The sequence below is a fragment of the Gemmata sp. SH-PL17 genome, assembly GCF_001610855.1.
GTDB lineage: Bacteria > Planctomycetota > Planctomycetia > Gemmatales > Gemmataceae > Gemmata > Gemmata massiliana.
On sequence record NZ_CP011271.1, the window covers coordinates 8,923,020 to 8,938,842 of the forward strand.

12 protein-coding genes are annotated in these 15,823 nt (G+C 63.9%); 5 read left to right on the plus strand and 7 right to left on the minus strand.

The annotated features are described in order from the left end of the window. Positions 1-50: 50 nt before the first annotated feature. The 5 genes from VT84_RS37405 to VT84_RS37425 all read right to left on the minus strand — a co-directional run bounded on the left by VT84_RS37405 (position 51) and on the right by VT84_RS37425 (position 5,828). Positions 51-779, minus strand: a complete 729-nt coding sequence (locus VT84_RS37405; RefSeq protein WP_082843138.1) for an ABC transporter ATP-binding protein — start codon at positions 777-779, stop codon at positions 51-53. A 34-nt stretch (positions 780-813) separates the two neighbouring features. Next, complete coding sequence (locus tag VT84_RS37410) at positions 814-1,581, minus strand: hypothetical protein (protein WP_052549526.1); 768 nt, start codon at positions 1,579-1,581, stop codon at positions 814-816. A 74-nt stretch (positions 1,582-1,655) separates the two neighbouring features. Beyond that, on the minus strand, positions 1,656-2,801 hold the full coding sequence (gene mqnC, locus VT84_RS37415) for a cyclic dehypoxanthinyl futalosine synthase (protein WP_082843139.1): 1,146 nt from the start codon (positions 2,799-2,801) through the stop codon (positions 1,656-1,658). Between the two features lie 12 nt (positions 2,802-2,813). After that, positions 2,814-3,653 (minus strand): menaquinone biosynthetic enzyme MqnA/MqnD family protein, encoded by an 840-nt coding sequence (locus VT84_RS37420; protein WP_082843140.1) that lies wholly within the window; start codon positions 3,651-3,653, stop codon positions 2,814-2,816. A 210-nt stretch (positions 3,654-3,863) separates the two neighbouring features. Next, the gene (locus VT84_RS37425) at positions 3,864-5,828 is read right to left on the minus strand and encodes a hypothetical protein (RefSeq protein ID WP_082843141.1); all 1,965 of its coding nucleotides are present in this window, start codon (positions 5,826-5,828) and stop codon (positions 3,864-3,866) included. A gap of 404 nt (positions 5,829-6,232) precedes the next feature. Between VT84_RS37425 and VT84_RS37430 the strand changes: the two genes are divergently transcribed. The 4 genes from VT84_RS37430 (at position 6,233) to VT84_RS37445 (ending at position 10,612) form a co-directional block, all read left to right on the plus strand. After that, the gene (locus VT84_RS37430; protein WP_082843142.1) at positions 6,233-7,087 is read left to right on the plus strand and encodes a hypothetical protein; all 855 of its coding nucleotides are present in this window, start codon (positions 6,233-6,235) and stop codon (positions 7,085-7,087) included. Between the two features lie 111 nt (positions 7,088-7,198). Then, positions 7,199-7,882 carry a hypothetical protein gene (locus tag VT84_RS41580; RefSeq protein ID WP_239465605.1) on the plus strand — a complete coding sequence of 228 codons (684 nt, stop codon included), beginning with the start codon at positions 7,199-7,201 and terminating at the stop codon, positions 7,880-7,882. A 127-nt stretch (positions 7,883-8,009) separates the two neighbouring features. Next, entirely contained in the window at positions 8,010-8,570 is a 561-nt protein-coding gene (locus VT84_RS37440) for a thioredoxin family protein (protein ID WP_052549516.1), read from the plus strand. 134 nt (positions 8,571-8,704) lie between these two features. Then, a complete protein-coding gene (locus VT84_RS37445) occupies positions 8,705-10,612 on the plus strand; it encodes a hypothetical protein (RefSeq protein ID WP_082843143.1) in 1,908 nt (635 codons plus the stop codon). Here VT84_RS37445 and VT84_RS37450 read toward each other — a convergent pair. Beyond that, on the minus strand, positions 10,519-11,124 hold the full coding sequence (locus VT84_RS37450; protein WP_082843144.1) for a MarR family winged helix-turn-helix transcriptional regulator: 606 nt from the start codon (positions 11,122-11,124) through the stop codon (positions 10,519-10,521). The genes VT84_RS37445 and VT84_RS37450 overlap by 94 nt on opposite strands. 108 nt (positions 11,125-11,232) lie before the next feature. Between VT84_RS37450 and VT84_RS37455 the strand changes: the two genes are divergently transcribed. Continuing rightward, positions 11,233-13,008, plus strand: coding sequence for a PQQ-binding-like beta-propeller repeat protein (locus tag VT84_RS37455; RefSeq protein ID WP_082843145.1), 1,776 nt, complete (start codon positions 11,233-11,235; stop codon positions 13,006-13,008). Between the two features lie 686 nt (positions 13,009-13,694). Here VT84_RS37455 and VT84_RS39845 read toward each other — a convergent pair. Next, entirely contained in the window at positions 13,695-15,812 is a 2,118-nt protein-coding gene (locus VT84_RS39845) for a peptidylprolyl isomerase (RefSeq protein WP_082843146.1), read from the minus strand. Positions 15,813-15,823: the final 11 nt, after the last annotated feature.

The following is a 15,823-nucleotide window of genomic DNA, read 5'->3' on the forward strand; positions in this document are numbered from 1 at the left end:
GTGTCAACGAGCGGGTGATTAATCCCTAGGACCGCGGTCCCAGGGATTAATCAGGACACCAGATCAAAGAACAGTTCTTCCAGGTCGTCCTGCTTGTACATCTCGCGCAGTTCGTTGAGTGTACCGCAGACGATGACTCGCCCCTTCGCCATCACCGCGACGCGGTCGCACAGTTTCTCCACTTCGCGCATGATGTGAGTGGAGAAGATGATCGTTTTCCCGCGCCCGCGTAGGCGCTTGATGCTGTCCAACACCGCCCGCTGAACGAGCACGTCCAAGCCCGCCGTCGGCTCGTCGAAGATCAGCACGGGCGGGTCGTTGACGAGCGCCCGAGCGATCGAGAGTTTCTGCTTCATGCCCGTGCTGAGCTTACCGCCGCGGGTGTCGCGGAAGTTCGTCATCTGGAGCGTGGTGAACAGCTCCTCCATCCGCGGGTACAGTTCCTCGGGCGGCACCTGGTGCAACCGGCCGTAGTATTCGACCAGTTCCCACGCGGTCATGCGGTCGTACACGCCGGTGTTCGCCGAAAGGAACCCGACGTGGCGCCGCACCTCGCCCGGGTCCGTGACGACGTCGTGCCCCGCAACTGTCGCGGTGCCGTCCGAGGGTCTGAGCACGGTGCAGAGCATCCGCAGCGTGGTCGTTTTGCCGGCCCCGTTGGGACCGAGCAGCCCGAACACCTCACCGGGGTGAACCGTGAAGCGCACGGCATCGACCGCGGTGACGCGCTGACCGTTCGGCCCACGGAACCACTTCGACAGGTCGCGTACTTCGATCATGGGTGCCTTGATCCGACAGAAATTTCGAGTGCGCTCAGGCCGGGTGTGGGGCCGCGAATTCGTCCATCCACCGCGCGTAGTTCGCCCAACTCACGTCGTCGAGCGTGAACTCGGGGTAGGCATCGCCGTAAATGCGGAGCAAAGCCTTTCGGCGCCCGCCCCCGCGGTCGTGCTTCTCGCGCACGAGCACGAAGTCGTCCGGCCCCACGACCCACACCGAGCCGCCGTTGTTCGCCACGAAGAACGCCGTGCTACCGAGGAGCTTCACCCGCCAGTGGGGTGTGGTCGGCAAATCGAGTGCGAGTTGGTCCGCGTGCGGGTCGGACGTCAGGATGTCGCGGACGAGGTCGTCGAACCACGCGATGTGTTCCGGCGCGGGGCGCTCCGCGAACAGTCGGCGCAGGGCCGCGTAGTTCTTAAACCGACCGACCGCAAAGTAGAGCATCAACAAGCCGAAGAAGATCCCGGTCGAAGTGGGCTGAGCACCGCCTTGAAACCGCAAGAATTCGCGCCCAAAGTTCAGTGCGGCGAATACGAGCAACACCATACCGTCGAGAATCAGCCCTTCAGCCGACGGTACCGCCCACTTGAAGAGGCCAACGAGCAGTTCACCGAGGCCGAGGGCAACGTATATGAGCGCCACAAACGTGTTCTGGCCGTTTTGGTGGGCGAAGTACGCGAGACCGAGCATGACAAGCGCGAAAATGACGTTCTCGCGCCCGCTCTTTTGCACGTTGCGGCGCAGTTCGCGATACGCGGCCACGGTCTGGAGCCGCAGCCGTAGAGTGGTTTCTTCGGTCATTCACGTCTCAGAGTGGCGAGCGGGACCGACTCGCGCTCCTCGGGAGCGCGGCGGAACACACCCATTGTGCCGACTCAGTTCAGTACCGGCAATGACGTGTGTGGAACTTGGGCGCTGCCTCCGGTGGAACGCGGTTCGCTGTGCGGGACGGGTTTCTCGTCGATCAGTTGGTAGAAGACGTTCCGCTGGCGCGGTTCCCAGCCGGCCTCGCGGATGCTGCGCTTGATCTCTTCGAGCGTGAGGTAGTGGACCGTCCCCGCGGACGCGACCACGTTCTCCTCGATCATGAGCGAACCCATATCGTTGGCACCGAAGAAGAGCGCGACCTGCCCGATCTTCCCGCCCTGCGTGACCCAGGACGACTGAATGTTCGGGATGTTGTCGAGGTACAGCCGGCTGATGGCCTGGGTGCGGAGGTACTCGAACGCGCCCATTTCGGGGAAGTCGGCCATCTTGTGACCGGGCTGCATGGTCCAGCAGATGAACGCAGTGAACCCGCCGGTTTCGTCCTGGAGGTCGCGGAGCCGCGTCAGGTGCTCGACTCGCTCGGCGTCCGTTTCGATGTGGCCGAACATCATCGTGCAGGTACCCTTGCCACCGAGCTTGTGCCACACGCGGCACACTTCGAGCCACTCGGACGCGAGCGCCTTACCCTTCGTGAGTTCCTTCCGCACGCGGTCCACGAGGATCTCGCCGCCGCCGCCCGGAAGCGAACCGAGGCCCGCGTCTTTCAATCGCGTCAGGACGGTTTCGAGCGGCAACTTGTTGATCTTGTGGAAGTGCCAGATTTCCGGCGGGCTGAAGGCGTGAAGGTTCACAGTTGGGAACCGTGCCTTCAGGTCACGGAGCAGTTCTTCGTACCATTCGAGCTTGAGCGACGGGTGCATCCCGCCCTGCATGAGCACCTGATCGCCGCCCAGTGCGATGGTTTCCTCGATCTTCTTGTACAACTCGTCGCGCGACAGGACGTAGGCGTCTGAATCGGCCGACTTGCGGTAGAACGCGCAGAAGTCGCACACCGCAGCGCACACGTTGGTGTAGTTGATGTTTCGATCAATGTTGAACGTGCGGTACGGTTCCGGGTGCAACCGCATCGTGACCGCGTGCGCGGCCCGGCCGAGCTTGTGCAGATCGCGACACGCGAACAGGGCCAGCCCCTCGTCGGGCGTCAGGCGCGTGCCCCCAACGGCCTTCGCGAGAATGTGGTCGATGGTGTTCATGGTACCCCTAATCTAGCGAACCCCGGCCGCGAGACCGGGTGTACGGCGTTGGAGGGTATTGCCCCCTCCGGCCGCGGGACCGGAGTTCGCCAAAACACCAACCCCTTCGGCCAATTCGCGGTACTTCTGCATCCCAGCCAGTTCCAGGGGTCCGAGATCGTAACGGAGCACGTTACTCATGTACCGGCGGCAGAACCCCGGATCGAGTCCGAGTGCAGGCGCCTCGCGTTGGGCGATCAGACCCGCGTTCGCGAGACCGTATTCTTTCGCCTGATGGAACGCGCGCTCGGCTTCGCCCAAATCGACGCCGCTGCGAATCGCCCACACCGCAAACACCATTGGCAAGCCGGTCCACGCGGTCCACTCTTCTCCGAGGTCGTAGGCGAAGCGGTAGCCCGGCAAACACGCTCGCATCGCGCGATCGCCGATAAGCAGCACTGCGTCCGTGGTGAGATCGTCTGCGGGAGTATCGATTGGAAGTTGCTGAATGACGGGTTCGATGCCGTACCGCTTTTCGAGGATGATCCGCGTGAGTGCGGCGCTCGTGCGCGAGCCTTCATCAAGTGCAACCGTGCGAATGTCCGCCCACGGCACCTTGCTAAAGAGCGTGACGCTCAGAACGGGGCCGCGCGAGCCGATCGCGATGTTCGGGACGAACGTGTAGTTGTCACCGCGAAAGAACTCGACCACGGGAATCAGCCCGACATCGAGTTCGCCCGCCGCGAGCTGGTCCGCCAGTCGGCTCGGCAGGTCCAGCGACAGCTCAATCCCGGGCGCGAAGTCGGTGAGCCGCTCGATCAGCGGTTTCGTGTTCAGGTAATTGACCGCACCGACGCGGAGTGTGGTGGACATCGGCCCTCGCGTTTCCGACGGCGTTCGCAGCCGTCGTTATAAGAACCGCGAAGGGCAGGGGAAATGCAACAAGAGTAGCCGCGGATGAACGCAGATGAGACGCGGATCAGACATTACAGGAAAGTGGAAATCGCTTCGCACTCTTCTGTCTTATCTGATCCGCGTCTCATCTGCGTTCATCCGCGGCTACTCTTCTGTCCTATCTCTGCTTTACGGGCACGGGTTGCACGTTGGGACGCACACCGGCACGTAGCGCTTCACGCAGTAGTTCACCGTGTACGGTTCCATCTGGCAGGAGGTGTGCGGCACCATCTTGCAGTGCGTTTCCGGGATCACCTTGCAGGTGGTGTGCGGCACGCAGCGGACGCGCTCCTCGCACACGTAGTTCACGCGGCACTGGCGCACCACCTGTTGCCGCTGTTCGCACACCATGCGGCAGGTGGTCACGGGCACGTGCCGCACGCACACCTCGGGCACCTTCTCGACTACGCACCGCGTTTCGTACCGCACGTGGTCCTCTTTCACGAGCCGGCAGGTGGTGTAGCACACTTGCCGCGTTACCGTTTCCGGAACCATCGTGCAGTGGCGCCGCGTTTCGTAGCGGACGTGCTCTTCCTTCTCCCACCGGCAGGTCTTGTACGGGATCTCGCACGTCTTCACTTCGGGCACCGAGTAGCAGCGCGTGCGGTTGACCATCTTCACGTGCTGCTCGGGGACCATGCGGCAGGTGGTGTAGCACACCTGCCGAACGTGTTGCTCCGGCACGGTGTAGCAGCGGTACCGGGTTTCGGTGCGGGTGTGTTGTTCCGGAACCATGCGGCAGGTGGTGTAGCACACCTGGCGAACGCGCTGTTCCGGCACCTTGTAGCAGTTCGTGCGGGTCTCGTATCGCACGTGTTGTTCCTTCACGAGCCGGCACGAGGTCCGGGTGCAGGTCTTCATTTCGGTCTGAGCGACCTTACGGCACACCGGCACTTGAACCGTGGTGCAGACCGGCTTGCACACCATCCGGCAATCCTTCACCACGCGGCACTCTTCGTGCGGCACCCACACCTTCTTGCACACGGTCCGGCCCGGGCACTGCACAGTCTGCTGCGTCAGGCACCCCGGAACGTAGTGGCTCGTACAGGTGCAGGGATCGAAGACGCACGTCCCCGGCGAGCGGACAGCGCGGGTCACAACGGGACCGGGGATGTACTCGGTCACCGTCTCGTACCGGCCGCTGCACACCTTCTCGACGCGCTCCGTGACCACCGGCTCGGTAACGTAGCTCACGCGCTGCTGCGTGACGTAGTCCACTTCCGTGCGGTAGGTCGTGACCGGCGTGTAGTAGGTCTGCGTTTCGTACACCGGGCGCACCGTGCAGTACGGGATCGCGACCTGGTATTCCTGCGTTTCCGTGCGGTAGGTCGTGTACGGGATGTCCTTCACGTGCTGCTCGTACACCGGCTTCATCACGCAGTACGGGATCTCCACGCAGTACGGCTCGCGCACCGTGCGGTAGGTGGTGTACGGGATGTCCTTCACGTGCTGCTCGTACACCGGGCGGTTCACCACGTAGGTGACCGGCTCCTGGTAGTTCTCGACCACCGGGCGGTTCACCACGTAGGTGTGCGTGCGGACGTGCTGCTCGACCACCGGGCGCATCGTGCAGTACGGGATCGCCACCTGGTATTCTTGAACGTGCGGCCGCATGACCGTGTGCGACACGTCCTTCACGTGCTGCTCGTACACGGGCCGGGTGGTGCAGTACGGGACCGCTACCTGGAAGGTGCGCGTGACCGGCTTCATCACCGTGTACTGCTGCTCTTGCAGGTGCGTTTCGTACACCGGGCGGTTCACGGTGTAAGTGCGGACGGTGTCGAACTGCTCGACGACCGGGCGCTGGACCGTGTACTTCTCGGTGGTGTAGTTGGTTTCCTGGACGGTGCGGTACGTCGTGTACGACTCCGCCCGATACTCCGTCTTGTAGACGGGTCGGTAGCAAACTTGCTGGTGCTGTTCGATGACCGGCTGGTACTGAACGGTACTGGTCACGACGGGCGTAACACACTGATCGGGGGTAACGCACCCCCGGGGGTAGCGGCACGTTCCGCAGTGCCCGGCGAGGGCCGGCTCCGCCAACCCCATCAGTCCGCCGAAAGCGAGTAACCACAATCCGAGTTGGTTTCTCATTGGCTGCGTGCTCTTATCACGGTGCAAATCATGGAGACGCCGACCCGCGAACGGGACCGCGTTATGAGAAATGTGCGCGACGGAGCGGTACTGCAACAGGCGGCTTACGCGGATCGCCCCAACCTTCTGGCACCCGGAACCTGCGGGATCAGCACAAAAACGCCAACCGGCCCGAAACTCGCAAGCGGCACCACCGGAGCAATCCGGCGAGACGTGCTATTCCCACCAAATTGAGAGAAATTGAGCGCGAGATAAAGGCCATCTACCCTCACCCGCACTGAGAGGGAAGCGTCCAGCGCGAAATCACCGCGCCCGGAGCGACGTTATCAGACAGCGTCAGTCTCGAAAGCCCCTTCCCTATCAGGGAGGGGGTTGGGGGTAGGTTTTCGGGTACACTAAAAACCATGAGCACCGCGACCATCCTCGACCGCGAAGAGTACATCGAACAAGCGTACCTGTACCGCACCGTGCGCGAGCGGATCGCGGACAACCAGCCCGCGCAAGACGTGTTCCTGCGGGTCGGCGAGGAGCTACTGTCCAGCACGCGATTGCCGTTCGCGGTGCAGTTCGTCGCGTCGGAGCTGAAGCACACAGGGTTGGTCGCGAACGGGTTCGCGAAGCTGCCACACTACTTCACCGCGTTCCAGGCGTTCGTCGTGCGCCAGGCCGAGAACGAGAAGTCTCGGCTCCCGATGCCCACCGCGTTCCTCATTCTGGAGCGCGAGGCCGCGTACCGAGCGGAGAAGCCCACGAAGGCGGGGCTGTTCGTCTACCAGTTCGAGACGATCGCCCGTAACCGGCTCGGGTACCTCGACGGCCTCGAAGCACTCGCACTCGACCCGTTTTACGACACCAACTGGCGCGGCTACTTCGACCACTTGCGGAAACAGGTCGGTGAGATCGATTTCTGCGACCTCGTGTACCTGCGGTCCGACCTCTACGTGATCGAAGAGCGCCGGCGGAACCCGACGTTCGAGCCGCCTCTCCCCCCGATCTTCGGTGAGAAAGAGGGTAAGATCGCGAAGGCGAGCCGCACGCGCGATCCGCTGTACCTGTTCGCGGCCCTTCAGCGCCAATTGGGTTACCCCGAAGTGCCGCGCTACCGCGTTCGCGACGACGCAACAACAAAACTGGAACTGATCCAAACAAAGCTCCGCGAACTGGAACTGCGCATCAAGCTCGCCGAGAGCGAACTGCGCGGGAGCGTGGACCTCAGCCAGTTCGGGAAGCCGGAGTTGCTAAAAGACGACGATGAGTGATCTCGGAAGTATCCACATCGAAGAGGCTGAAGCGCAAGCTCGCCAATTGCAATAGGACGCGCACCGTGGCCGGGGATCGGTCATGCTGGGAGCGGTTCTTGGGAGCGACCGATGACTGAAGCGGAGTGGCTGGCGTGCGAAGACTCGGAGCGGATGCTCATCGCGCTCGCTTGCGAGTTCCGGCACCCGAGCCGGCGCTCGTCGGCGTTCGCGGCCACGTTTGCCGAGTCCGGGCGCGTGCGTGAATTGCTCCTGTTTCACCTCCGGGAGCCGTTCGACAACTTCGTTCGATGGGTTCAGGAAAATGGGCGGCACCCCTCGACGTTGCCCCTTGGCCCTGTCGATTTCGATCCACTGGAACGGGTAGGGGGGAATCCCTGGAACGTGAATGACGTTGTTGAGCGATTGGTGGGGATCGGAGCGGTGACTTGGCTCGATGCAATTGCGCTGGTCACGGCCGAAGCGTACAACCAGCGCCGGGTATCAACACAGCCCGAGTACCGCACGGCACCACCGGACGGACCCGCGTGGACGTGTCGTCAAGCGATTCGACTGCGCGAGGTGGTTGGGAACCCGTTCCGCCCCGTCGCCTTCTCCCATTCCTGGCGCACTTCCACCGCGGTGGCGCTCGCGTCCCAGATGTACGAGGCTCGCGACTTCTCTGCGATGCCGATCCTTGCTGACGCGCTTCAAGACGCGGGATGTGACAGCGCCGATGTGCTGAACCACTGCCGCGGTCCGGGGCCGCACGTGCGCGGGTGCTGGGTCGTCGATCTCGTGTTGGGCAAGGAGTAGCGCCCACTTCCGCTCTGGATCGCTTACCTCCAACAAGAGGCCGTGAACCGGAGTTGCTAAAAGACGACGGCAAGTAGTGCGGTATCCCTCAATAGCCTTGTTTGAAACCGAGACGGGACGAGCACCAATGAACCTCTTTTCCAAGTTCGAGGCCGGGTTACCGCTCGCGGAGTTCCTCGCGAAATACGGCACCGACGCCCACCGCGCCCGGTGGCAGTCCGCGACCGCGCAAACCACGCTCACCGACGACCAGCAGAAACTGCTCCGCGCGTTCACGCGGCGCACGAACGTGCTCGTGCTCGCCGGGGCGTGGTGCGGGGATTGTTCGTCACAATGTCCCATTTTCGAGCGTATCGCGGAAGCCGCTCCCGTTGTGGTAACGCGGTATCTCGACCGCGACGAACACGCCGACGTACAAGCCGCGCTCCAAATTAACGGCGGGAACCGCGTGCCGGTCGCGGTGTTCTTTTCGGAAGACGGTCACGAGGTAGCCCGGTACGGCGAACGCACGCTCGCGCGCTACCGACAACTGGTGTCACAACTTACCGGAGAGGGTTGCGCGACCGGTTTCGTGAAGGGCACGGACCCGGTTCAACAAGCGGCCGTTCAAGAGTGGCTCGACCAGTTCGAGCGCGTGCAGTGGATTCTGCGCCTGTCCCCGCGACTCCGCCGGTTACACGGCGATTGAGACGCGAAATGATGAGCGATTTGGAGACGAGTTTTCGTTCGAGTTGTGGTACTCCGGGCCAGAGCATAAGCTAGGGTAGTTCTCTCACGAACGCCCGACTGACGATTGTGCTGTGCGCCCGCCCGGAGTTGTCGATGATTCGGTACCGCTGCCCGCACTGCGCCGCACTGACGGTCGCCCACGAGCGCCGGATCGGTCAGTCGAGCGTGTGCAAAGCGTGCCTGAAACCGCACCAGATCCCCGCCGATCCCACCCTGTGGTTATCAGAAACGGGCGAGCTACTGAACCCGCCCGCGGCCGCGATTCCGGTAGACGTGCGCCCCACATCAATTTCCGAAATCGAACTCCCCGCGGTTCCATTCGAGATCGCAGAAACGAATGTCGAACCAGTGGCGGTCGTTGACACGCCTCCTCCGCTCCGCATTCACGAAAACGAGATCACAGAGACGGAAGTCGAGTCGGTGGTAGAGTCGGCCACTCCCGCCCCCGTCGCAGAGGAACCGAGTGAGCCGTTCGTGCAAGCGCCCGAAGCGGCATTAGAGTTGACGAGAGATGCCGACCCGATTGAGGAACCGAGCGAACCGTTCGTGTCGGCGCCCGAGGTTCACGTTCCCGAACCGATTCGCGTGAACGTCGAGCGCGAGCCGGAAGTGACTCGCACCGAACCACTGGCCCCCACGCCGATCGTGTTCGCCCCGGAACCGATCACGCCGGAACCCATCGCGCCGCGCGTCACGCATCCCATCGAGCGCGAACCGTGGACCGAACCGGTCGCGGCGCAGAAACCCGAGCCGGAATCGGTGAGTGCGGTTGCAACCGCGACTATCCCGTCTCAACTAGTTCGCGACCTGCCCGTGCCCGCACCAACACCGGCTCCGCGCGTTCCAGAGCGAACCCCGCCGCCGGTCGCGCGTGAAGCTACGCCCGTCCCCCCGCGCGTCACGATCGCCGAACCGGTTCAGTTGCAAACACAGGTCGATATCACGGTCGCGCTCACGGCCGCGCTCAGCAGCCGAATGCGCCCGCCGCCCGCCCCGCGGCGCGACCTGCGACCGTCCACAGCCGCGTGGATGCTCCTGACCGGCGCCGGAGTCGCGTGCGTGCTGGTCGCGCTGTTCGGTGACGCGGACCTGCGCTGGGCGGCACTCGCAATCGGCGCGACGCAGATTCTTATTGGGTACGTGTGGATCGTTCGCATGACGCACGCACGTGACCCGCAACGCGGCCTGTTGTGCGCAATTCCACCCGTAACACTCTTCTACCTGACGCAGCACAAATACGCGCGACTTCGCCCACTCCGGTTCGTGCTCACCGGGGCCGTGCTCGCGGGACTGTCCGCGGCCGTCCCCGCTCTCGCGAACCTCACGCAACCGCTCCTCGCCAAGAAAACCCCACCGCCCCCGCCGGAACCGGTCGCGGAATCGAAACTCGCGCAACTGCGAACGTTCCGGGACCAGCGCGACTACAAGTCGCTCATCAAACTCCTTGAAATCCTTACGAAAACCGACCCGATCCGATCGGCGGACGCCAAGGACCGCGACGAACTGGCGACCGAACTGAAATCCCTGTGCCAACACCAGTTCATAGACGTGCGGACCGGCGCGCTGGCCGCGCTCTTTCGGTGGGACGCGGACCCGAACGCGGCCGTCACCCGCGAACTGTGCCTTGCGGCGCTCCGGGCGCCGACTCAGGAGGAGCGTGTAAACGCGCTGGAACTGCTGCCACGCTGGAAGGACGCGGAGTCCGCGCGCGCGGCCCAATCGCTCATCGGGCGGTCGAGCGAAGAAACGCACATGGCGAAAACCGTGCTCAAAAACATCGGTGGCCCGCCGGCGGAACAGGCGGCCCTCGCGCTCCTGAAGCGGTCCGAAGACCAAGCCACGCGACTGACCGCGATCGACATTCTGGAAACCGTTGGTGGCACCGAATCGGTGGGCGAACTACGGGCCTACGCAACGGCGACAAATGACACCGTGGTGCGGACCCGTGCCCTCGGCGCAACCACCGCGATCGAAGAGCGCATGCGCAAACCGGCCCCATAGAGCCAGTCGTCACGCGCCCGCGCCTTCGGCCGGGGGCGGCCCCCGGGACCGTTCGTGAAGCCGCGCCGGGCGAGTAAGCCCTGAAGCTTCGTGACGATGGATAACATTTGGCCCTGTTCTTCTTCCGTCAAATCACGGAACAGGGCCGCGATCATTTCCAGGTGCGAGCCGTCCGCCATCATGCACCCGTGTCGGGCGCCGGCCTCCGTCAGTTCGACCACAGTCGCGCGCCGGTCGGTAGCGTGCGGCACCCGACGGACTAATCCATCTCCTGCAAGCGCATCAACCAGTGCCGTCACGTTGCGCGCTGTGACCCCGAGTTCGTCGCTCAGGCTACTCATGATTTGCGGCCCCAACTTGTGGAGCACCGCGAGCAAGCGCATGCGCGCAAAGCTGACGCCGCACGCAGCGAATTGACTCTGGACCCACTTGAAGTAAGCGGGGCCGAAATTAGCGAACGCATGAGCCAATCGCAGTGCGCCATCGGGAGACGGCGCAGTCTCACTTGACATTGCTGAACCTATACAATATCCGTAATTACAGAATCGAATCCGATCGCAGATCGTTCGCTGTCACATTGTTGCACCCCGTCGCCCGAACTCAATGCCAATGAGGGAGCTATGACCGAATCAACCCTCCTGTCACCCGACCCCGCACCGGCCCCGTCTCGGTGGCGGCGGGCGCTGGTGGTAGCGACCATCTTCGGTGCGGGCGCATACGGGTTCGGGTGGCTCGCGGGGCGGGACGATTCCGGCACCATCCCGTCGCAAGCGATGATGATGTCGGTCATGCTCGGACCGATCTTGGCTCTACTGGGGTTCGCGCTGTGGTGGGTGGCACGCGGCGACGGTCGGTTCCGCCGGCGCGTTCTCGGCGTGGTAGCGGTGGGCGCGAGTGTGGGAGTCTCAGTTCTCGTCGCGCACTCAACAATGCGCCTGTTCGCGGCCATTTGGGGCGTTCCTCTAACCGCTGCAATTACGGGGCTGGCACTCGCAGCAGTGCCCGTGGTTCGCTCGTGGCCGACGGCCGGACTGATCGCACTTACTGCCTTATCGCCGTGGTTGGCGCTCCGACTCGATGGGGTGTCGGGGAAGTTCGACATGGACACCTCCTACCGGTGGGTGCCATCCGTTGCCGAGAGAGCGGCCGAACAACTGGCGAGCCGCGCCACGGTGGTCCCGACCGGTCCGATCGCCGAGCTGATCCCCGAATCACCGCTCGACTGGCCCGGGTTCCGCGGCGCGCACCGCGACGGCGTGGTGGCAGCGGTTGCGGCACACGGGTGGAACGGGTCCGCACCGCGCGAGCGCTGGCGGAAGGAACCCGTGGGTCCGGCCTGGTCGTCGTTCAGCGCGGCCGGGGCGTTCATTTACACGCAGGAACAGCGGGGCGATTCCGAATCCGTTGTGTGTTACCAGGCCGACACCGGCGACGAGGTCTGGGCACGCGGGGAACCGGGCAAGCACTCCGACGGGCCGAGCGGGATCGGCCCGCGGGCCACACCGACGTGCGCGAACGGGCGCGTGTTCGCGGCCACCGCGAGCGGCACAATCATGTGTCTCCGCGCGACCGACGGTGAACCGGTCTGGGTCGTGAGCCTGGCCGAGCGGTTCGGGGTCACGAAGCCGACGTTCGGGTACGCGGCCTCGCCACTCGTGACCGGTAACCGGGTCTTCATCAACCCGTCGTCCAAAACCGGCCCGCGCCTCGTCGCCCTTGATGCCGCGACCGGTGCAACGCAATGGGAAGTCGAGACCCGGGGAACGGAAGGGTATTCGTCCCCCCACCCGGCGACGATTGCGGGTGTGTCCCAGGTGCTCATCTTCAACGGTGCGGGACTGTTCGGTCACGACCCGGAAACCGGCCGAGAACTGTGGAAATACGACTGGGTAACGGCCCAAAACGAACCGACCACGGTCCAACCGCTCGCACTTGCGGACGGGCGGATCGTGATCGGCGGCGGGAACGTCGGGATCGGTACGCGGTGCGTGAAGGTGGAGAACAGCGGGTCGAACTGGTCCGCGTCGGAAGTGTGGAAAACGTCCAGGTTCACGCCGAAATTCAACGACGTGGTGCGGGTGGGCAAATACCTGTACGGCCTCGACAGCGGCGCGCTGGTGTGCCTCAAACTGGCGGACGGGTCGCGTGCGTGGAAAGAGGGCCAGTACGGGGCCGGTCAGGTGCTCCTGGTCGGGGACAACCTGCTCGTGGTGTCCGAAACGGGCCAACTGGCGTGCGTCGCGGCCAAGCCGGACGAGTTCGAGGAACTGTGGAAGATCGACGCGGTGAAGGGGAAAACCTGGAACCACCCGATCATCGCCCGCGGGCGACTGTACCTGCGCAACGCCACGGTGATGGTCGCGTTCGACCTGCCCGGATGGTCCGCGAACCCGTGACGCTATTCACCGAAGCGCGGGAGAGAAATTCCGCGCGTGCCTCCAAGTTCTCCTCCCGAGTATTGGAACTCGATCTCTTACCGGGGAAGCGGTAGTATGTGCGGCACGATGTCCGACCCGTGATTCGTTTCTGCGAGCGCATAAGTCGTTCGCACGGGTCGGCGACTTCGATCGTGAGGCGGTCCGCAATGAACGTCCAGATTCCCTGCGGGTGCGGGCAAACGGTCACAGCCGATTCGTCACAAGCAGGGCTTACTGTGCAGTGCCCGTGCGGGCGCGAAGTGGAAGTCCCGGCGTGGCGCCGTGCAGCTCCCCGAGCCGAAGATCGCAAGCGCGCCGGCTCGCAACCGTCGCGATTAACTGGACTTGGTTGGGCATTCGTAATTTTGGCCGTTGTTGTCGCTCTGAGCACGAGCCTTGCGACGAGTTCAGTCCGTGAAATTTTCGGTCTGGAAAGCGGACAGCAAGCCAAACTATTCCGAGCGATTCTTACAGGCGGTGCGTTATTTCTTGTAGCCGCATCCGGCGCGGTCCTCCGGGTCGTGTTTGGTGCGCGCTTTTACCGGGAGTAACTGTTAGCGATCAACGCCCCGAGTCAACGCAACGAAGTCGGGGCATTCAAGAATGGCAAAAGCCCGCACCGCGGAACGGTACGGGCTCGATCGACTCGCAAAGCCGGTCACAGACTAGGGCACGGTCACCGTGAATTGAGTTTGGGTAACCGAGCCGTCGAGGTCGGTCGCGGTCACGGTGATCGTCGTCGTGCCGCTCGCCACCGCGTGGACCGTAAGTTGGCCGTTCGTGACGCTCACCGTCGCGACGCCCGTAGCGGAACTCGTGGCTCCGAAGGCCATCCGATCGACCGCGGCCAGTTCGCGCACGGTGGTGACGGTCGCGATGTCGCTCGCGTTGATGTTGGCCGGGAAGTTGCTCGTGTCCGCACCGCTCCGAACCGGGAACGGTGAGGGTTCGCTCCCCGCACCCGGGGCATCAAGGCTCCGGAAAACCGGTAGACCGGAGATGGCATCCACCACTTGTTGACCGCCGTGCATGACCTGCCCGAATACCGTGAAGCCACCGTTTTGCGTGTCGAGATTGGTCGAGTTATCACCCAAGTTGAAGAAGAACTGATTGGTCGCGCTGTTGGGGTTACCGCCGACCTTAGCCATCGCGACCGTGCCGCGCGTATTCGAGATCCCCGGCTCGTTGACAACGGGCGCGGACGCAGTGATCGGCGGGAACGCCGTGGCCGTGGTCGTTCCGCTGTCGTTGAATGTAAACCCGCCAGTCTGGAGGACGAAATTGGATTCCAGTCGATGGAAGATGGTGCCGTCGTAGTTGTACGACAGGAAATTCGCCACGGTCGCGGGCGCCAAGTTCGCGAACAGGTTGATGTCGATCACCCCGGTCTGGCCGTTCGGGTACGTGGTCATCATGCGGACGACCCGCTCCGCGTCCACGAACGTGTTGGTGAGGTTGAACACCAGATCCTGTGCCCCGACGGCCAAATTCTGATTGGTAATAGCCGAGGCGACGGTCGGCGCGGTGTTGCGCGTGAACGTCTGCGTGAACGTCGAACCGCTGTTGCCCGCACTGTCCACGGCGCGAACGGTGAAACTGTTGGGACCGATGTTGAGCGCGACGTTGGTGAAGCTGAACGTTCCGTCCACCGCGGCCGTCACCTCCGCCATCGGAGAGCCGGCCCCCGGCGTACCCGGGACCGTAGTTTGGTACAGGCGAACGGTCGCGCCCGCTTCGGCCCGGCCCGTAAGGGTGACGGAGCTCGCGTCGGTGCGGAGGTCGCCCACCGTCCCGCTGTCGGACGCGGCGGCGAGATCGAACGTCGGGGCCGCCGGGGCCGTGGTGTCGGTACTGCTGTTGAACGTGAGTACCACCGTGTTCGATGCCAGGTTCCCGTTGCCAGCCGCATCGACCGCGCCGTTGGCATCGACCGTCACGGTGACGACCCCGGCGCTGGTGGGAGTAACCTGAACCGTGTACGTGCGCGCGTCCCGGGCCGTTACCGACGCTACCGTACCGTTGGTGACGATCAGATCCGCCTCATCGAACCCGGTCACGTCCTCGTCGAAGGTGACCGTGTACGTGAGCGGGTTCGCGGTGGCCGGAGACGTGAGCGTGGTCGTGATGAGGACCGTCGGGCCGTCCGTATCGGTTACGGACGGGCGGGCACCGGCGGTGACCGTGCCGACCGTGACCGGGCGCGTGATGGTGGAGTTCTGCCGATCGAAGAAGTCATTCCCCGACGGGTTCATCAATCCGAAGTTGATGACCCCGATGCGCGAGGCCGTCACGGAGTCGTCGCCGGCGCCGGTGTCGAGAAACAGGTACTTGCGGAAGATCGACCCGTTGAGGATCACGTTGTCGTTGCCGTCCCCGGCGCGCAGGACCGTCGCCCCCCGCTGGCCCGCGTCGGAAACGCCCAGGGTGTCGTTCCCGGCGCCCATATCAACATCGAGCGCGCCCCGGTTGCGAATGCCCGTGACGAGCAGTTGGTCGTCGCCCCCGTACATCCGGACGTAGAGGTCGTTCCTGATGCCCCCCAGCGAGATGGGGCCGGTTTGCCCGTTGATCGTGGTCGTCGCGTCGAGCGCGCGGACCGTGGCCCCCTCGCGGCCGTTGCCCGCGATCCAAATCTTGTTGCCTTGATCGTCACCGGCCACGAAGAGCGTTCCGCCAGCGACTGCAATTTGCACGTTGCCGGACGGGACCGTGCGGTCTTCCAAGCCCTCCACGCGGGGCACGAACCGGCGGGAATTGAGCGGGGGGTTCCGGCGCGAACTCATGGCACTGCCTT